Genomic DNA, 21,070 nt, shown 5'->3' on the forward strand with positions numbered 1-21,070 from the left:
GGTAGTTCTTTCGTCTTTTCCCTTCATACATCTATCCCGAATCCTTAAGGCAATTATTCGTTTGACAGCTGTTGAATGCAAAGTCAACAGGTAAGTATTCGGTGTAGTACGTGTGCTAAAATAGTATTATTCTATTTATAGCTTTAGCAAGATAATTTTTTAGATTACTTTTTCCAGTTATGAGGTAATAGTTCCTTGTAATTTTTGGGATCACAGTTTTGTACCCTGGTCAGGCAATCCATTAACCAGTGTGTTGGGTTCACGTTGTTTTCTTTACATGCACCCAGTAAAGAGAAAAATATAGCAGCGGTATGTGCCGCATCGTGTGATCCGGAGAAGAGGCAATTTTTCCGGCTCAGGGTAATTGGGCGTATAGCACGCTCCACAGCGTTGTTGTCAATAGCCAATTCGGCATCATTGACATAATGAGATAGCTGTTCAAAGCGGGTATACATATAACGTATTGCCTTATCAAGTGGAGAGTCAGGGGGTGTTTTCAGCAGGCTTTCTGTTGTCCAGACTTCCAGCCCTTTAATTATCGGGTACGCATTTTCCTTCCTCAAGTTGGTTGCCTGGGCATTTGTTAGTTCTTTTTTCCGTATTTCGTCTTCCACGGCATAAAGTTTTCCAATTTCATCAAGCACATAACGTGCCGATGGCGGATCATAGCTTTCGGCTTCTACAAACTTTCGCCGGACATGGGCCCAGCAGCACAGATGCATCTTCCCTTCCAGCTTGTCGAAAACATCATAGACTGCATAACCATCACTTTGTACAATCTCGGTCTTTCCACTTAACAGTGTACCTAACGCTGAAGAGCTACGGCCCGGGTGGTATTCAATATATGGACTTTTGCAATGGGGCAGATAAAAAACCCACATATACCCCTGATGCAACGATCCGGGTTTCTCTGATTCCAACACCTTATGAGGAGTTTCATCAGCCTGCACGTAACGACTCGCTTTCAGCGTCTCACGCAGTTCATTATATATAGGCTCTATACATTGGGCGGTCGCAGTCATCCAGTTGCTGACCGTAGAAGCCGACAAGTGAACCCCTTCGCGTGAAAATATCTCTATCTGACGGTTTAGTGGAAGATGGTCTGCATACTTAGATACGGCGATATGGGTCAACGCGCTCTCCGATGCATTGCTCCGGGGATAGGCCATTGTAGGAAGAGGAGCTATTACAATACTTCCATCAGGGAGTTTGTAGCGCGGGCGTACCAATTGCTCCACATACAACTTGCGCGGCTGAACAGCATAACGCTCGGTAACCTCTTCCCCCATTCTGATCGCTCCGCTCAGATCAACCGATGGCTCCAGAACTTTGCTGATGCGTGGAAGTTCTGAAGGAATAGGTTTGCGTGCATGCGAGATCTTTTTCTCCTTGAAGCTTTTACGAAAACGGGAATATTCTTTGTCCTTTTCTATCTCTTTCTGTTCTTTCTGCTTCTCCTGTTCTATATTCACATTTTGTGGAGACTGAACAAAGCAGATGCTTAATTGGGAAGGATCCAGAGGAAGCCGTCGTTTTTCACTGGAGCTTCCCCAGCAGAAACGATTCAAACAGACCAGCTTCCAGCGCAGGCGATCAATCTCTTCCTGCGCTTCTATAAGTTCAAGCTTACTTTCAAAGGCCTCTTGCTTCTTCTCATAGATCTCTTGTTCTTTCGCAAGAATCTCTTGTTTCTTATCAAGAATCTCTTGTTTCTTATCAAGAATCTCTTGTTCCTTCGCCCGGATAGTTTGCTCATTCTCTAAGATCTTTTGCACATACTCCAGATCCTTCTGTTCACTCAAACGAAGCCTGTCCAACAGGCCTTGATACTCCTCTAAAGAGAGTGTTACAGACAAGGGAGGAAGAGTTTGTATCTGATCTTTTTTCATACCACAAAGATATGTAAAAACAATGGATTTAACAAGTAAACCATATATTAAATCGCTTGTATAAAGCATGTTACACTCTTTTTAACCGCCTTCTTTTAACCTCTCTTTTCTCAGATAACAAGCGGTTGATTTCTTGCCAGTCACTAGTCCGATAGCCCCCTGCAATTTCCTCTTTTTTAAGACGAAGTACTCCCTGCCGAAGCTGACGGTGGATGCTGATATATTCGCCGGAGAGGCTGTAGAGCAGGGTCAAAGAATGTTTATTTTTTCTTACAAACACATGACATTCTCCCTCTTTTGGATAAAATCCCCAACAACGCTTCACTTTCCCGCATAGACTGTCGATACTGTAGGTGGATCGTTCGGGCAACATGTAAAGATAATAGGACCACTCTGGATTCAGTAATGAAAGCACACCACGGTTACGGATTAATAAATCAGCCGGTGAGCGGATACCTAAATCTTCTTTCTCAAATTTATAACGCCGACAACCATCAAAAATAAATAATACTGAATCAAATGAATTACGTTCTGAAAGTAATGATAGTAACTTCTCATTACGATCTGGATAATACAATACACTATATGACATTTTTTTTGAGGACAAAGAAACTCTATTATACTATATAATAAGACACGTACTACACCGAATACATACGTCAACAGCTGTATAACTTGCATTGAACAACTGTTGAACGCAAAGCAGACAGCTGTTGAACAAATACTTGTATTAATGAAAGCAACTAATACCTTACATGAAAGCAGCTAATAATCCGAAGTAAATTGCTTATCTCCGTAGGGCTATAATTGGATGAATCGAATATTCACAACTGTATTTTTCGTTTATTTATAAATAAATCGCTTATTTTGCAACCTCTTGAGCCCTTTAAAGGTGATTGGAAAACAATAGAATTTAATTTATTATGAGCAAAGTAGCTTTAATTACCGGTATTACCGGACAAGATGGTGCCTATCTGGCAGAGTATTTATTGAAATCGGGCTATACGGTGCATGGAATAAAGCGCCGCGCTTCGATGTTTAACACGGATCGTATCGACCACTTATATCAGGATCCGCATGTGGAAAACAGAAACCTTATCCTTCATTATGGAGACCTTACGGATTCCATGAATATCACCCGTATCATACAGGAGGTACAACCGGACGAGATATATAATCTGGCAGCCATGAGCCACGTAAAGGTGAGCTTCGATACGCCGGAATATACTGCCAATGCCGACGGACTGGGTACTTTGCGTATTCTGGAAGCCGTTCGCTTATTGGGACTTACCGATAAGACACGTATCTACCAGGCCTCTACTTCCGAATTATATGGTCTGGTGCAGGAAATTCCACAAAAGGAGACTACCCCGTTTTATCCCCGCTCGCCCTATGCGGTGGCTAAGATGTATGCCTACTGGATTACGGTTAACTACCGCGAGGCTTACAATATGCACGCCAGCAACGGTATTCTGTTCAATCATGAGTCGCCATTGCGCGGCGAGACCTTTGTTACACGCAAGATTACCCGTGCGGTGAGCAAGATTGCGCTGGATATGCAGCACGAGTTGTATCTGGGTAACCTTTCGTCGCAACGTGACTGGGGTCATGCCAAGGATTATGTGCGTGCCATGCATCTTATCCTGCAGCAGGACAAGCCTTCGGATTATGTGATTGCCACCGGTGTAACCACCACCGTACGCGATTTTGTACGTATGGCTTTTGCCGAGGTGGGTATTACCGTTGCATTCAGCGGCGAAGGAGTAGACGAAGTTGGGGTTGTTGCGGCAATCGATCCGGCTCGTTTTGCGGAAAGTGTGGGCGAATCGTACCTAGCCAAGGCGTTGGAGCTGATGGACAAGACGGTGGTAAAGGTAGACCCGGCCTATTTCCGTCCCACAGAAGTGGAGCTGCTTATCGGCGATCCTACCAAATCGAAGACCGTGTTGGGCTGGGAGCCTAAATACGACCTCAAAGGGTTGGTGGAAGATATGATGCGTAGCGATGTGAAGGGCATGAAGAAGGATTCGTATCTGAAAGAGGGCGGTTACCGTACCTTAAATTACTTTGAGTAATGGATAAGAATGCAAAGATATATGTGGCCGGTCACCGCGGACTTGTGGGCTCGGCCATCTGGAACAACCTGAAAGCAAAAGGATATACCAACCTGGTGGGGCGCACCCACCGGGAACTGGATCTGCTGGACGGTGCTGCGGTAAAGGCTTTTTTTGATGCCGAACAGCCGGAGTATGTGATTCTGGCCGCTGCCAAGGTGGGCGGAATTATGGCCAATAACGTGTACCGTGCCGATTTTATAGCAGACAATCTGCAGATTCAGCAGCATGTAATAGGCGAAAGTTTCCGTCACGGTGTAAAGAAGCTCCTGTTTTTAGGAAGCACCTGTATCTATCCCAGGGATGCGGCCCAACCCATGAAGGAGGAAGCACTGCTTACCGGTCCGCTGGAATACACCAACGAGCCCTATGCCATTGCCAAGATTGCCGGATTGAAGATGTGCGAAAGTTACAACCTGCAGTATGGCACCAACTATATTGCAGTGATGCCCACCAACCTGTACGGTCCCAACGATAACTTCGACCTGGAGAAGAGTCACGTGCTGCCGGCCATGATCCGCAAGATTCATCTGGGGCATTGTCTGTTGCAGGGGGACTGGACCGCCCTGCGCAAGGATCTGGACCGCCTGCCGGTGGAAGGTATATCCGGACAATCCAATCAGCGTGATATCCTGGATAAGCTGGCCAAGTATGGCATCCACGATTCATTTGTGGAATTGTGGGGTACCGGCAAGCCTTTGCGTGAATTCCTCTGGAGTGAAGAGATGGCAGATGCCTCGGTTTTCATTATGGAGAAGGTGGATTTTGCCGACCTGAAGGGTACAAGCCCCGAGGTACGCAATTGTCATATCAATATCGGAACAGGGAAGGAGATATCCATTGGCGGGGCAGCTCAACTTATTGCCCAAAGGGTGGGCTATAAGGGAGAGATCCGTTTTAATGCCGACAAGCCCGACGGTACGATGCGGAAACTCACCGATGTATCCAAACTCAATGCCCTGGGATGGCGTCATCAGATAGAGATACAAGAAGGAATTGACAAGATGTACAGCTGGTATATCAGCTAATATATTTCAGGCAGATATTGGATGGAGCGATACTTGTTTAATAGTTTCGTTTCATCCGTGTCTCCCTAAAGATGCTTTGCTTTTTAATGGTGATGACAAAATGATACTTTATTTTAATGTGTCATTGTGTGAAGCCCTGCAAATTAAATTGGACCCTATAGCTTGATTCAACGAATAGAATTCTTAGAGTAAAAAAAACATTTATATTTGAAACATGAATGCTAGGAATGAAAAAACATACTATTATCAACATATCTATCTTAAATATGGTCCAATGTTGCTGCGGTTTGCCGAAAAATTTGTTTCTGAACTATTTGCAGAGGATATTGTACAGGATGTTTTTCTTAAACTATGGGATAAGCAAATCTTTATTCTGCCTGAGGATGAGTTGAAACGGGTTCTATATACTTCGGTAAGAAATGCTTGTATTGATTCTTTACGTCGTATCAATCTGGAACAGGAGATTATTGATAACAGGATGATTCAGCTTAAATTAGATGAGTTGGATTTCTTTGAAGCCTCTGATGAACTGTTTATGACTCAGGACATTCTTAATATTTTACTTGAGAAAATAGACGAACTTCCTGAAAAGAGTAGAATAATATTCCGTTTATCTTATATTGAGGGCTTAAAAGCCTCTGAGATAGCGGAACAAATGGATTTATCCGTCCGAACCGTCGAAAACCAATTGTATCGTTCGTTACAACAATTACGTAAGAAATGTAGTAATCTGTTTGTCTATCTGTTTATCATCTGATCTTAATCTATTATTCATTCTTTCCTGAATTGCAAAAAAAATAATAATTTTAGTGAGTACTTTTCTTTCGCCATTCGTTACATAGTAAATACAGCAAAGTAACCAGTCTAATTCGGATGAAAATGGAAGATAAGTATCATGATTTAATTATAGGATATTTGCAGAGTCAACTTACAAGGAAGGAGATGGATTCATTTTATTCCTGGGTAAATGAGAATGACGAAAACAAAAAACTATATTTTGAAACTAAAGCCATTTATGATGCTTGCAAATCATCTGCCGGAAGAAAAACAATTGATATCAATGAAAGTTGGCAACGCCTGCTACTTAAAAATAAGAAAAGAAAGTTTCTGGGTATTGAGTTTCAAAGATTTGGTTCTTATGTTGCTGTTGCTTTTTTTGCTGGTTTGATTGCGCTTTCTGTTAATTATATTCTGAATCCACACACCGAGAAATTTACGGCTAAATATGTTGGCGGAGATGGTATAATGGCAGATAAAGTGGAGTTGCCGGATGGCACTATTGTAACTGTAGCTTCTAATACGACCTTTTTTTATGATTCGGATTATGGAAAGAAAGACCGTGTTGTTCATTTGGAAGGAGAAGCCTATTTTGATGTAGCTAAACAAAAGAGTAAACCATTTATTGTGAAAGTAAAAAATCAGAGTATCGAAGCTTTAGGAACCAAGTTTAATGTTATGGCATATCCATCGGATTCTTTGTTAACAACAACGTTGGTAGAGGGATCAGTAAGGCTTACAACCGGAAATAATGCTAAAGAAACGGTTCTTAAACCGAATCAGCAACTTACGTATAATAATATAAGAAACGTTATAGAAATAGCGAATGTAGATGCTTCCAGATTTACTTCGTGGACAACCGGTTATTATTATTTCTCGCAACAAACTCTAAAAGCGATATTTTATAAACTAAGTCATGTATATGGTATAACTTTTGACGTAAAGTCTGAAAATCTGAATAAGAAAATATTTACCGGAACATTTTACAGAGGACAAAGTGTGAATAATATTTTGGAGGTGATAAGTCTTTCGATTCCAATTAAATATGAGATAAATGACAGAGTTGTAATAATTAGTGAATAATTCGTTAATCTTAAATAAAGCAGAAATGAATACAAGTTAGGTGTAAAAAAAGAAGAGGAAATCTTGCCGGATTCCCCCTTCTGGATTGTGTGTTTCAATTAAACTTCCGTGCCCCGGAATATTGTCTAATTTTTAAACATTCAAATATATGAATAACCAGCATATAGTTATTTTTAATTCGCTAAAAAGAACTATAAAAATCATGAAAATAACAATTTTATTGCTAATAATGGGTTTTTCTCAAGCTTTTGCTACCACGTATGCCCAAACTGCGACTCTTTCCATTTCGGCAAAAAACGAAACATTGGAAAGTGTCTTGAAAAAAATTGAGAAACAAACTGAGTTTTTGTTTTTTTATAATGTTGCCGATGTAAATAAGGATTTGATTGTCAACATTGACAAACAAAACTCCGATATTAAGGAGGTACTTGAAGAGGTAAAATCACAAACGGGTTTAAAGTACTCTATAAAAGACCGCCACATAGTGCTTACTAACTCCAGAAATCACGATAATACATATAACAGAATCCAATCAGTACCACAGAGTGGTCACTTAATAAGTGGGGTGGTAAAAGATAAATCAGGAGAGCCAATTATTGGAGCTAATATCCTGATTAAGGGAACTACAAATGGTGTAATAACCGATTTAGATGGAAATTTCAGCATGGAAGTTCCTGCAGATGCAGTTTTGCAAATCAGCTACATGGGTTACATTAATCAGGAAGTAGCAACAAAGGGCCAGAAGCAAATCAATGTCATCTTAATTGAAGATACGCAGAAATTGGACGAGGTGGTTGTAACTGCTTTAGGTATCAAACGTCAGTCACGTTCGTTAGGATATTCAACCACTTTGGTTGGAGGTGAAGATTTCACCATGGCTCGTGATCCAAACTTGGGAAATGCTTTATCCGGAAAGATTGCCGGAGTAAGTGTGTCTGGTAATGCTACAGGATCTGGTGGTTCCAGCCGTGTGATTATTCGCGGTAATGCATCTTTGACTGGAAACAATATGCCCTTATACGTAGTTGATGGTGTTCCTTTTGATAATTCAAATCTTGGAAGTGCCGGTCAGTGGGGTGGTATGGATATGGGAGATGGTTTGAATAATATTAACGCCGATGATATTGAGTCAATTCAAGTCTTAAAAGGTGCTGCTGCATCTGCTCTGTACGGTTATCGCGGAGGTAATGGTGCAGTATTGATTACTACAAAATCAGGTAAGAAAGGAAAACCTACTACCATTGAATTTAATAATAACTTAACTTTCAATACGATATATGATTATCGTGATTACCAGAAGGTATTTGGTCAGGGAACTTACGGTAGCCGTCCTACAGACGCTATCTCGGCCAAAGCGTCGGAAATGACCAGCTGGGGTGAAGCATTAGATGGAGGTAACGCTGTAAACTTCTTAGGAGACACCTATAAATATTCATATGTAGACAATTGGGATAGTTTCTATCGTACCGGTATCAATAATGCCAGCTCTGTATCTATCAGCGGATCGGCAGATAAAATTGCGTATCGTTTTGGTATATCAAATGTGTATGAACAAAGTATTCTGCCAAACTCTGGAAGTAATCAACAGGGTATTAATATGAATACTACTTACGATCTTTTATCTAATTTGCAGTTAGCAGTAAATGCAAACTATGTATTTGAGAAATTCAATGGACGTTCTAATTTGTCTGATGGCAATGGTAATACCAATGCTTCTTTAATTCACCGGGGTAATTCTTTTGACATCCGTTGGCTGGAACGTGGTAGCGCTACAAGTAACTGGGGTACTTCAGAATCCGGATCTGAATTGCTGGGAGGTACAAATGTTTATTTTAACAATCCCTATTGGTTGCAGTACAGAAAGACCAATGACATGAATAAGAATCGTCTTACAGGTTCTATGAACCTGAAGTGGGATATTACAAATTGGCTGTATGTACAGGGAGCTGTTCAACGTGATGGTTATAATTTAGATTTCAAACAAGTACAGCCAGTTGGTGCGGCTGCTGACCCTTCGGGTTGGATGACAGAATACTCAAAATCGTATTCTGAAATTAACTTGAACTATTTGGTTGGATTTAATAAAGAATTCAATGATTGGTCTGTTGCTGCAACATTTGGTGGTAACCGTCAACGTAACATCACGAAACAATATATCCCTTCTGATGGCGGTCGTCCGTTTATTATTGATGGATTATGGTCTGTTAATAATCTGGGAGATAAACGTGCTGCTAAAAACTATACGGAATATCAGGTTAACTCCATTTATGGAACAGCCGATTTTGGCTGGAAAAACCAGGTGTTTTTGAACCTGACCGGACGTAATGACTGGTTCTCTACTTTATCTCCGGCTAATAACCATTATTTCTATCCGTCAGCCACTCTGTCATGGGTTTTCTCAGATGCTTTTGAAACACCGGATTGGTTTACTTTTGGAAAAGTTCGTGCTTCATATGCATCAGCGTCAAATGGTACAGCTGCTTACCAGAATCTATTGTTGTATAAATTAAGAGATTATACTATTAACGGACAACATACGATTACCCAAAATAACAACAACCAATATCCTAATCCGGACCTGAAACCAGTTCGTATTTCGGAACAGGAAGTTGGATTGAATGTAGCGTTCTTCCAAAATCGTCTGTCATTCGACATGGCCTATTACCGTAAAAACACCAAAGACGATATTGCAGTCGTTTCAACCTCAAGTGCATCGGGTTATACATCTAAGGTAATGAACGTGGGCGAAATACAAAACCAGGGATTCGAATTCATGGTTGATGTAGTGCCGGTTAAAAGTTCAAATTTTATGTGGAACACAACTTTAAACTTTGCATATAACGATAGTGAAGTGAAGTATTTAGGTGGTGTGGCTCAGTTACAGATTGACGGAGCATCTTCACGCTCTGGTAACGTAAGTGTACAGAACGTAGTAGGTTCTTCTTATGGTGAACTGATTGGACATAAGTATAAACGTGATGATAAAGGAAATATCGTTTTCAAAAATGGTATTGCGCAAGCAGACGATAAATTGTCAAGCCTGGGTAATGGTGTTTATAAATTGACCGGTGGATGGAACAACAGTTTCAAATATAAAGATTTTTCACTTGCTTTCCTTTTGGACTTTAAAGTTGGTGCTAAGCTGTTTTCCGGAACAAACTATTCATTATTTAGCGAAGGTTTACATAAGAACACTTTGGTTGGCCGTACATCGGCAGAACCCAATGCAAATATTGTGGGTGTTGGTGTGATGGATGACGGTAATGGCAACTATGTACCTAATACAGTAGGAGTAGATGCTCAGACTTATTACCAAGGGATTACGAGCAATAACATTGCTGAAGAGTTTGTTTACAATGCCAGCTTCCTGAAGTTGCGCGAACTTTCTATCGGCTATGAATTCCCTAAGACCTTATTGGGTAAGATTAAAGCAGTAAAAGGACTGAATGTTTCTCTGGTGGGACGTAATCTTTGGACGATCGTTAAACACACAGATAATATCGATCCGGAATCTGCATATAACAATTCAAACGGACAAGGTTTGGAGTTGAACGGTTATCCTGCAACAAGGAGCGTCGGATTCAATGTGAATGTTAAATTTTAATTTCCAATAAACTAATTAATAAATAATAGTATGAACAAATATATAAAACATACGTTAGCTGCGTTTGCTCTTATTGCGACCTCCACAAGTTGTAGCGACTTTGCTGATGTAAATATTGATCCTGAACACATAAATGAAGGGAATGTCCCTTATGAGATGGTCTTTTCCAATGCGCAACATCAGGCATTAGGTTCAGACTGGGATGTTTGGCGTAACGGTTGTATTTTAAGCGGTCAGTGGATGCAGCACCTCACATCCGTTGATTGGTGGTGGAATTATGGATTGTATGCTTACAGTGATGGCTATTCAGGTGCCTTATGGGATGGGATATATGCCGGCGACCGTGGTGCTGTTCGTGATGTAACTACCGTTTTGGATTTGTGGAAAGATAAAGAAGGTTATTCCATTGATTACAATATGGCTCGTGTTATGCGTGTATATACAATGCATCGCCTGACCGACTTATATGGTGATGTGCCCTATTCTGAAGCCGGACGTCCGAAAGAGTTTTCTTATCCGAAGTACGATAAGCAACAGGATATCTATATGGATATGTTGAAAGAACTGGATGAAGCACAGGCAAATTTAGGTAGTGGTGTTGCTAAAATGGGAGACCACGATGTTTATTTCAGAGGTAATGCAGCGCAATGGAAGAAATTTGCAAATTCATTAATGCTACGTCTGGCTATGCGTCTTTCAAAAGTTGATCCGTCAACGGCACAAACCTGGGTAAAGAAAGCTGTGGCTAATGGCCTGATTACCTCAAACAGTGAAAATGTTAAGCTTGATCATCCGGGAGGTGTTACAACAAATGACTCTGCAGAACCATACGCAAAGATCTTTGCACACGAAGACAAGGAGTTTTTCTTAAGCGAAAAGTTTGTCAACGAATTAAAGAACAAGCAAGATCCTCGTCTGGCCTTGATCGCTACCGTATGTGAAGATCCTTCTATTTCTATCCAGAAATCCGGATACCAATTTGGAAATACGAATCCGGAAGTACAACAGGGACTCCCGGGTGGATATAATATCAGCAAGAACAGTGCTTGGTATATTGGTAAGAAAATTGTGAATTTTGATCCTCAAAACTACCAAAGCAAGTATTCTGTTCCGAATAGATATACCTATTCAGATCCTACTTCTCCAACATTTATCGTAACATATGCACAAACTCAATTACTATTAGCTGAAGCTGCTGTTCGTGGTTGGGTGAGTGGTGATGCAAAGACATATTACGAAAATGGAGTACGTGCGGCTATGGAACAGTTTGCTCAGTTCCCTAATGCAACAAAATTGTATCAGCAATATGTTACACCGGAAGCTATCAATACTTACCTGACTGCAAATCCGTTTGATGGTACATTGGAACAGATCAACACTCAATACTGGATTAACTGTTTCTGTGATGAGTATGAAAGTTTTTCAAACTGGCGCCGTTCCGGATATCCGGCTTTACAGTCTACATACGACCCCGCAAATCCTTACGGATTAAGTGCAACAAAAGGTTCTATTCCCCGCCGTTTTGCATATCCGTCAACAGAATCTCAGGTTAATACAAAAAATTATGATGCTGCTGTTAGTGGATTAAGTGATGGTGATACCTTTACCTCTCGTATCTGGTGGGATGTAAAGTGATAATATGAAATAAATAGTATTGAGGACAGGTGTTAGAAAGTTGTAATTACAACTTTCGGACACCTGTCTTATTTTTTTAGCTTATAAATAAGCACATTTCATTTTCTTACTATTGAATCATATACGTAAGCCTAGGTGGTAAGATATTGAGTAACTCATTACTGACTTAACGTCTTATTTTCTATAAGTTGATTCTGGATATGACTTATTTAGAAAGCTTCCTGTTGAGTTTTAAAGGATATATCGTTAAATTGTTTCGATTATTTGTTCAGGTCATGTATTATGTTTATTTTCGCTGCACTAAAAACGCCAATACATAGGGGGCACTAAATGATATATATCTTATTGTATGACTGATATTTCCAGTCAAATATCCATAGATAATCTTTTTTGGAGGATTGTTTTGAAAGACGACAACGAAGCTTTTCGTACGCTCTTTTACAGCTTTTTTCCATCTCTTTGTGTTTTTGCAGGAAGATATATTGATAATAAAGAAGACTGTGAAGATATAGTTCAAGATACTTTTTTAAAGATATGGAGAACCCGCAAATCTTTAGAGATTACCTCTTCTGCTCGGAATTTATTAGTAACAACTGTAAAGAATAGTTGCATTGATTACCTTCGGAAAAAAGAAGTTGAATACTCTTACATGGAACGCCAAGCTACCAAAGAGTGGCTTACTTATCAGGATGATATTTATTCAACATTAGAACTGGAAGAAATGATCACGCGTGCCCTTGAACAATTACCCGATAACTTACGTTTGGTTTTTGAAATGAATCGCTTTGAAGGTTATACATATGTTCAGATTGCGGAGAAGCAGAACATTTCTGTTAAAACGGTTGAATTGTATATGAGTAAATCGTTAAAATTGATGCGCCGAGAGCTTAAGGATTATCTTCCATTGATTTTACTATTTTGTTTCTGACTTTATCTTTTTTATGTTAATGTTCAATAAAACATATTTTGTAAATAGGGTAAGGCTGTTGCTATTTCGTCTAATATTAAATTAATTGTATAAATATACCTTGGAAATAACGAAAGACCATATAATATCTTACTTGGAAGGAACGCTTTCAAAAGAAGAAGCGGATGCTTTGGAGTTGTTAGCTGCAAATTCTCCAGAGTTTCGTAAGGAAATTAAAGACATAAGTTTTGTCTGGAGGGCAACGGAGAATCTTAAAAAGCAACGTTTAGTTGATACAGATGCTCATTGGGCTAAAATGTCTAAGCAAATAGCTTTCCTTTCCTTCCGGCAAAAGCTTTGGAACCTTTCTCGGACAGTTGCAGCCTTGCTTATAATCCCTCTGATTATGCTAACTGTTTATTTCATGAATGATTCTGTTAGCAAAGATGTTTTATATCCGGAACAGATTGAATTTAAAACAGCGAATGGGCTTGTGTCCAAAATATTACTACCCGATAGCTCTGTTGTTTGGTTAAATGCAGGTAGTAAGATATCTTATCCTCGTCAGTTTTTAAAGAATTGCCGAACTGTTTGCCTTGAAGGAGAGGCTTATTTTAAAGTAAAATCGGATAAAAAGAATCGGTTTGATGTAATAGTGCCGGGGGGGATGACTGTAAGTGCCTATGGAACCGAGTTTAATGTATCTGCCTATGTAGATGATAATAGGATAGAAGCGATTCTGTCCAAAGGGAATGTTGACGTAAGAAAATATAATACTGATAATGTTTTTACATTAAAGGCCGGAGAAAGCGCGGTTTTAAATAAAACGACTAGAGAGATTTCTGTATCAGAAACCAATGTATATGTGCATACAGCCTGGAGAGAAGGGAAAATGGTATTTAGAAGAGCAGGCTTTGATGAAATTGTAAAAAAACTTTCGCGTCACTTTAACGTTTTAATAGAGTTGCATGGACAAACTTTACACGAATATGAATATTCAGCGACTTTTACATCAGAAACACTCCCGGAGATATTAAGTTTACTTGAAAAATCGGCTCCTATCCGTTGTCAGATTATTGAGCCTGAAAAAAATGCAGATTTTACTTACGCAAAACGTCGCGTAATTATACGAGAGTATAAATAAAATAAAAATTATGTTAAAATTATTCTTTTTTATAGGGTAAACCTACCCTTACTTCGTCCAGTTAGAAAGTTTAAGAAAAATATTTTTCTTGTTAACTTATTAATCTTATTAAATGAATTTATTTGTTAATGAAAAACTAATGCAATGGAGGAAGGAACATAAAAAATCAAAACAAACGGGAAAGTAGCTTGTTACTACTCTCCCGTAAGATCTATTCAATGCCGTATCGAAAATCTCACCTTACGTACGGCAAAACACAATTAAGTTATTTGATAAACCTAATTTAAAAAGACGCATGAATTTATGAATAATTTTATTACCAACAAAAGTTTTAGGCCTTATTTAGACTTATTACTAAAAATTCCGATGGCAATGAAAATAACAACTGTATTGTTATTTGCTTTTCTATTTCAGGCACATGCAGAAATGAGTTACTCGCAATCTGCTAAAATTTCATTAAATTTAAATGGAGCTTCTGTAGAGCAAGTACTTAACACAATAGAAGAGAATTCTGATTTTTTCTTTTTATACAACAGCAAGTTGGTTAATGTTGACAGAAAAGTAAACGTTAATGCAAAAGATAAATCAATTGAAAGTGTATTAAAACAAGTGTTTGATAACACAAATGTTCAATACCGTGTTGAAGACAAGCAGATTATTTTAAGTAATAAACCTGCTGCCATTCAGCAACAACAGCAAACAATTTCGGGTGTTGTAATGGATCAGAAATTTAATGAGCCAATTATTGGAGCGAATGTTGTTGTAAAAGGGACTACTAATGGAACAGTTACCGATATGGATGGTAAATTCACATTGTCAGTTTCTTCCCCTAACGATATAATTTTGATTAGTTACATTGGTTACATGCCTTTGGAAATGGCAGCTTCTCAGGTTAAGGGGACAAAGATATTTTTGAAAGAAGATTCAAAAACGTTGGATGAAGTGGTTGTTGTAGGTTATGGAGTTCAAAAAAAGGCTAACGTGACAGGTTCGGTGGCTACTTTAAATGCTGAGGCATTGGAGTCTCGTTCTGTATCCAGTGTTTCTGCTGCTTTGGCAGGTCAAATGCCAGGTGTAACAGCTATTCAGTCTTCAGGAGCTCCGGGAGCACAAGCCGGTTCAATAACCATTCGTGGCAAGAACTCAATCAATGCTGCCAGCCCACTGGTTATAGTTGATGGTGTGCCGGGAAGTATGAATACGCTTGACCCTTCTGATATTGCTACTCTTACCGTTCTTAAAGATGCTTCTTCTGCCGCAATTTATGGAGTACAGGCTGCGAACGGGGTAATTCTTATTACAACAAAGAAGGGTAAAAAGGGAGATGCTGCAAAAATCAACTATTCAGGAACTGTGGCATGGACATCTCCAACAGCCAAACTTAAGTTCTTAGGATCAGCAGACTACGCAATGTTGTATAATGAAGCTGTATTAAATGAAAACCCTAATGCAGTAGTTCCTTATTCTGCTGAGGATATTGAGCTTTACAAAAATGGAACAGATCCTTTAGGACATCCAAATACAAATTGGTATGACGAAACATTCAAGTCAACGGCAATGGAGCAGATGCATCATTTATCTCTTAGCGGAGGTACGGAAAAAACAAGCTATAATGCATCAATAGGCTATACTCAACAGAATGGTTTGGTAGAACAAAACAAGTACCAACGATATAATATTCGTACAAATATTGAATCTGAAATCACCCAATGGCTGTCTGCAGGTTTAAATATTTCGGGTTACAGAGGTGTTGCTAACGATGGATACGAAAGTTACTCATCATTGCTTCAGTACTGCAACCGTCTAAGACCAACAGTTTCTGTGTTTACTGAACAAGGAGATTATAGTTTTGTAGGCCTTAATAATCCGGTGGCTCACAGAGGAACAACTGGTTTTTATAGAGAAACAAATCAACAGCTAAATGCCATTTTCCAAACTACAGTAAAAATTCTTCCTGAATTAAGTGTGAAGGGGGTATTTTCTGTCCGCAATGACATGAGAAACAAAGATGCTTTTAAAAAGCATTTAACATACGGTTCGGGTTCAAATATTTTTAGTTCAGGAGATCGTGAAGGTTACGCTAAAAATTATGATTGGAATTGGTATACCTCTCAGGTGTTGATCAACTACAATAAAACATTTGGTAATCATTCAGTGGGTCTGTTAGGTGGATTTGAGCAGGTGGATTATAAATATAAGTATTTAGAAGCTACCCGTAAAGGTGGAGGCAACGATGACTTGATGGAGTCGTTGAACACGTTGGATAAATCATCTCAGACAAATAACGACGGGGGTCATGAAACAGCACGTCAGTCTTATTTTGGCCGGGCTCAGTATGATTTCAGTAATAAATATTTGTTTGAAGCCAATTTCCGTGCAGATGCATCTTCTCGCTTCCCCAAAGGTAATCGTTGGGGATTCTTCCCGGCATTCTCGGCAGGATGGAGAATCTCTGAAGAAAATTTCTTGAAAGAATCTGACCTTACTTGGATTAGTAATCTGAAGTTACGTTTAGGTTGGGGACAAACAGGTAATGAGGAGTTGAAAGATGATGATATCTATCCTTCCATCTCAACGTATGCCTATGATACCTATATGTTTGGCAACACCTTGTATTCTACTGCTAAAGAATCTCGTTATGTAAACAGCCTGCTTCAATGGGCTACAGTAACAAATTATGAAGCTGCTTTAGAAGCCGGTTTCCTTGATAATAAGATAGGATTTGAACTTGCAGCTTATAAAAAGGTTACAAACGACATGCTTTTGTATCTTCCGGTTCAGGGGATATTGGGTATGGATGGGCCTGCTCAGAATGCCGGTAGTGTACAAAATACAGGTTTCGATTTAAGTGTATTCCATAATAATCGCGTAAACAAAGATTTTAGTTATGCGTTAAATTTCAACTTGGCATATGTAAAGAATGAAATAACTGACATGCGTGGAACTGAAGGTCCTAATCCTGATGACAGCAAGTACTGGTATCTTGAAGGTCAGCCAATTGGTACATTCTATGGTTACGAAGCCATCGGATTCTTTAATACTGATGAAGAACTGGCTAAACAGGCTAAACGTACAGGTAAAGAAAAACTGGGAGATATTAAATATGCCGACTTAAACAAGGATGGTAAAATTGATGCTGCCAACGATCGCAAGGTTATCGGTCAGAATTTCCCTTCATGGACTGCTGGATTTGGTGCGAATTTCTTCTATAAAGATTTTGATTTGTCCTTGTTCTTCCAGGGAGCATTTGATGTTGATGGATATTATACCGGCGAAGCTGCTTATTCATTCTTTAATGGTGGTAAAGTTTTGGAACGTCACCTGGATCGTTGGACTCCAACTAATATGGATGCATCATATCCTCGCATTACTAAAGATTCACAGATCAACTTCCAGACCTCTTCTTTCTGGTTGCAGGATGCTTCATATGTGCGTTTAAAGAATGTATCATTCGGATATAATCTGCCAAAATCAATTCTGGATAAATTAAATATCGATAGAGTAAAAGTATTTGTGTCTGGTGAGAATTTGCTGACATTTACTGGTCTTGACGGAATTGACCCCGAAGCTCCTTCTTCCAATAGAGGTGCTTTCTACTCAAATGTTAAGAAAGTTTCTTTAGGATTAAAAGTCTCATTTTAAACAATGGAATAATTGAATATGAAAAAGAATATTTTATATATAGCTTTATTTGCTGTAATGATGGGATTTAGCTCTTGTAGCGACTTCCTTGATAAATATCCGCAGGAAGAACTGTCTGATGCAAGTTTCTGGAAGACTCCTAAGGATGCCGAAATGTTTGTAGCCAATATTTACAAAGCACTGCCAGGTGGTGACGCCGGTGATATTGATGGCGATATTAATTCCGATAATGCGGTACATGGTATCAAGTGGGCTGCTGGAAACGTATCGAAAGGGATTTATGATGCTGCTGATACCGAATGGGCTTCAAGTTATGCCTGGATTCGTGCATGCAATGTTCTTCTGGAAAAAATAGAACTAATAGAAAATTATCCCGCTGCAGATAAAGAAGCGACCATTGGCGAAGCCCGTTTCTTACGGGGATATGTGTATTTCGGTTTAATTCAGACATTTGGAGATGTTCCTTATATTGATAAAGCTTTAGCATTGGATGAGATGGAAGGTATTACACGTACCCCTCGTGCCGAAGTGTATGCCAAGATTATGCAAGACTTTGATTATGCTATTAGTAAGTTGCCCCAAACATGGTCTGATGATAACTATGGCAGAATTACAAAAGGTGCCGCATTAGCGATGAAGGCAAGAGCCGCTCTTTATTATGGAAAATTTGATGTGGCTGCTACATCTTCGAAGGCTGTGATGGACTTGAATCAATATGAATTGTTTGATGCCGAAGGTACAGGCAGATATGCCGAATTGTTCTGGGAAAGCCAGGAGGCTTGTAGTGAAGCCGTATTGGTTCGTCAGTTTAAGCCAAAAGACAATGGCACTTATATTATTGGATGGGGTTGTTTCCCTACAAAAGGATGGGGAGGTATTAATCCTACTCAAAGTCTTGTCGACGCATTCGAATGTGTGGATGGAGCTCCAATCAGTCAGTCTCCTTTATATAATGAAAAGGATCCTTTCAAAAACCGTGATTCCCGTCTCGAAGCTACCGTGCTTCATGATGGCGAAGTAATGTATGGTACTACAATTAAAGTTGCACCTCTGAAATCAAGTGGTAGTACAGGTATTGGTCAGCATAACGATGCAACAGCAACCGGTTATTATGATCAGAAATGGCTTGATCCAAGTATAGATCCTCAATCTGATGGATGGGATATGGGTAAGGATTGGCATGTAATACGTTTTGCCGAAGTTCTATTGACTTATGCTGAAGCAAAGAATGAACTTTCTCCGCTTGATGACAGTGCTTTCGAAGCAGTAAATCGTGTACGTAAGCGTGCGGGTCTTCCAGCATTGCAGAAAACCAATAGTGCTCTTCCTACTTATTGTGGAACGCAAGATGCTTTGCGTCAGCGTATCCGTAACGAGTGGCGTGTTGAGTTTGCTTTGGAAGGAGGAAAACGCCAATGGGATATCCGTCGCTGGGGTATCGCTAAAGAAGTATTAAATGCTCCGTTCAAGGGCTTAAAATACAAGATATCAGCTGATGGTTTAAATTGTACCCTTTACGAAGGAGAAAATGTTATTCTTACAGGTAGTTCATACGAAGATCACAATTATTTGTATCCTGTTCCTCAGAAGGAAATTGATTTGAATAAGGCTTTGACTCAGAACCCAGGTTATTAATGTCTAAACTATATATGGGGATGTAGCAATACATCCCCATAAATTATTCAATGAAAAAAATAGATTATTTTATTTTTACTTTAATCACTCTCATTTTCTCGTATCTTTTTTCGGGACCTCTTTCATATATTCTTTATTATCAGGAACAGCATCATCTCTTCCTTTTCGGTAACGCCAATTTATCTAAACATTTAATTATTCAAGGGGGACCTCTGTCGTATATGACAGATTTTGTTATTCAGTTTTTTTATTATCCATGGGTAGGCAGTATCTTATTTGCCTTGCTCATTTCGTTTCAGTATTTAATTACTTCATTATTGTGTAAACATATTACAAGGAAAGCTGATTCCCTTCAGCTTTCCCTTTTACCTGCCTTATATTTCCTTATTTGCTACGAATCCGTAGAATTCCCGGTATCGTGGATTGTCGGTGTTTTGCTTGGATTGCTTGTAATCTGGGCGATAGTATGTATTCCTTTCCGATATTTCCGGTGGTTAACTGCAGTTCTTTTGTTGGCTGTCCTGATTTATTCGGCAGGCCCGTTAATCGTGCTGGTTACTTTGCTGATCGTAGCCGTACCTTGTTTTTTTGCCCGTTTTGTAACTCACCATATTAAAAATGATAAGACAATACTATTATTCTCTTTACCTGTTTTACTTTTATATGCAGGTGTAACCTTTTACTTTTTTGTTCATTCATATAGTACACGTGAAAGACAGATGATTGAAGCCGGTAAATGTGTAAAAGAGAAGGACTGGAATGGTGTTCTGGCCATATCCGCCCGCTATCAAGGAACCAACCAACTATTTAGCTACTTTACCAATATGGCATTGTATCATAAGGGGCGTATGCCTTATGATTTATTTAAATATGCTCAGCCTGCCGGTGTGGAATCCCTTTATTTCCCTTGGAAAAGTGACAGCCGTCAAAGTGAATACGGACACTTTATTTACGAAGAACTGGGGTATTTGAATGAGGCACACCGATGGGCTTTCGAAGCGATGGTTGTTTTCGGAGAGACAGCTCCTAATTTGACAAATCTGATTCGTTACAATATTGCCAACAACCGTCCTCTTGTGGCACAACGATTTATCAATATACTCAAACAATCGTTATTTTACAAAAAAGAGGCAATCGCATACGAACGAATGTTGCCTTCCGGCAAAGTTCCGGGATTAAAAGCTCTTTCTCACCAGGAAGGAAAGCCGGCTCGTTTTGCCAATGTAATGAACCTGGGCCCCGAATTACGCTATCTCTGTGAGAGGGACTCGTCAGACCGTATGGCCTTCGAGTATTTGATGAGTGATTTGTTGTTGAGTAATCAGGTGGTGCGTTTTGTGGAAAATCTGGGTCGGATCCGTGCTTTCTCTTATCCGGCTTTACCAACCCTCTATGAGGAAGCTCTCTATATTTACAAGCTTGGCGTAGACGAGAAAACGTTTAATTCGTTGGGATTTAATGTGAGTAAGCAGACTGTGAACCGTTTTAATGCCTATTATAAGCTTCTTAAAAGCGGCAATATGCAGTTGCTCAAAGAGCAATTTGGCGATACATACTGGTATTACCTCAACTTTACCAGTCCGTACGGAAGTAAAATTATCAATAAATAGCA

At 39.4% G+C, this 21,070-nt stretch carries 13 protein-coding genes; 11 read left to right on the forward strand and 2 right to left on the reverse strand.

Annotated elements, in window-relative coordinates; translation table 11 throughout:
- Positions 1-164 precede the first annotated feature (164 nt).
- Positions 165-1,766 (reverse strand): IS66 family transposase, encoded by a 1,602-nt coding sequence (tnpC, locus tag F5613_RS14505; protein ID WP_179400355.1) that lies wholly within the window; start codon positions 1,764-1,766, stop codon positions 165-167.
- 193 nt (positions 1,767-1,959) lie between these two features.
- Entirely contained in the window at positions 1,960-2,481 is a 522-nt protein-coding gene (locus F5613_RS14510; RefSeq protein ID WP_179400298.1) for a hypothetical protein, read from the reverse strand.
- 331 nt (positions 2,482-2,812) lie between these two features.
- On the opposite strand from F5613_RS14510, the gene gmd reads away from it, so the two are divergent.
- The 11 genes from gmd (at position 2,813) to F5613_RS14565 (ending at position 21,068) form a co-directional block, all read left to right on the forward strand.
- Positions 2,813-3,964 (forward strand): GDP-mannose 4,6-dehydratase, encoded by a 1,152-nt coding sequence (gmd, locus tag F5613_RS14515; RefSeq protein WP_179400299.1) that lies wholly within the window; start codon positions 2,813-2,815, stop codon positions 3,962-3,964.
- A complete protein-coding gene (locus F5613_RS14520) occupies positions 3,964-5,031 on the forward strand; it encodes a GDP-L-fucose synthase family protein (protein ID WP_179400300.1) in 1,068 nt (355 codons plus the stop codon). The genes gmd and F5613_RS14520 overlap by 1 nt, the downstream gene beginning before the upstream one ends.
- Before the next feature lie 214 nt (positions 5,032-5,245).
- Positions 5,246-5,788, forward strand: coding sequence for an RNA polymerase sigma-70 factor (locus F5613_RS14525; RefSeq protein ID WP_068179427.1), 543 nt, complete (start codon positions 5,246-5,248; stop codon positions 5,786-5,788).
- 122 nt (positions 5,789-5,910) lie between these two features.
- Positions 5,911-6,891 (forward strand): FecR family protein, encoded by a 981-nt coding sequence (locus F5613_RS14530; protein ID WP_179400301.1) that lies wholly within the window; start codon positions 5,911-5,913, stop codon positions 6,889-6,891.
- Positions 6,892-7,093: 202 nt separating this feature from the next.
- Positions 7,094-10,495 carry a SusC/RagA family TonB-linked outer membrane protein gene (locus F5613_RS14535; protein ID WP_246303429.1) on the forward strand — a complete coding sequence of 1,134 codons (3,402 nt, stop codon included), beginning with the start codon at positions 7,094-7,096 and terminating at the stop codon, positions 10,493-10,495.
- Positions 10,496-10,525: 30 nt separating this feature from the next.
- Entirely contained in the window at positions 10,526-12,130 is a 1,605-nt protein-coding gene (locus F5613_RS14540; protein WP_179400302.1) for a SusD/RagB family nutrient-binding outer membrane lipoprotein, read from the forward strand.
- Between the two features lie 349 nt (positions 12,131-12,479).
- Positions 12,480-13,058 (forward strand): RNA polymerase sigma-70 factor, encoded by a 579-nt coding sequence (locus tag F5613_RS14545; protein WP_179400303.1) that lies wholly within the window; start codon positions 12,480-12,482, stop codon positions 13,056-13,058.
- Positions 13,059-13,191: 133 nt separating this feature from the next.
- Positions 13,192-14,181 carry a FecR family protein gene (locus F5613_RS14550; RefSeq protein WP_246303430.1) on the forward strand — a complete coding sequence of 330 codons (990 nt, stop codon included), beginning with the start codon at positions 13,192-13,194 and terminating at the stop codon, positions 14,179-14,181.
- Positions 14,182-14,553: 372 nt separating this feature from the next.
- Complete coding sequence (locus F5613_RS14555) at positions 14,554-17,823, forward strand: TonB-dependent receptor (protein WP_179400305.1); 3,270 nt, start codon at positions 14,554-14,556, stop codon at positions 17,821-17,823.
- 18 nt (positions 17,824-17,841) lie between these two features.
- On the forward strand, positions 17,842-19,458 hold the full coding sequence (locus F5613_RS14560; protein WP_179400306.1) for a RagB/SusD family nutrient uptake outer membrane protein: 1,617 nt from the start codon (positions 17,842-17,844) through the stop codon (positions 19,456-19,458).
- 50 nt (positions 19,459-19,508) lie between these two features.
- Positions 19,509-21,068: a DUF6057 family protein gene (locus tag F5613_RS14565; RefSeq protein ID WP_179400307.1), complete on the forward strand. Its 1,560-nt coding sequence runs from the start codon at positions 19,509-19,511 to the stop codon at positions 21,066-21,068.
- Positions 21,069-21,070 lie beyond the last annotated feature (2 nt).

This window comes from Macellibacteroides fermentans (genome assembly GCF_013409575.1).
In the GTDB taxonomy this organism is placed as follows: domain Bacteria; phylum Bacteroidota; class Bacteroidia; order Bacteroidales; family Tannerellaceae; genus Macellibacteroides; species Macellibacteroides fermentans.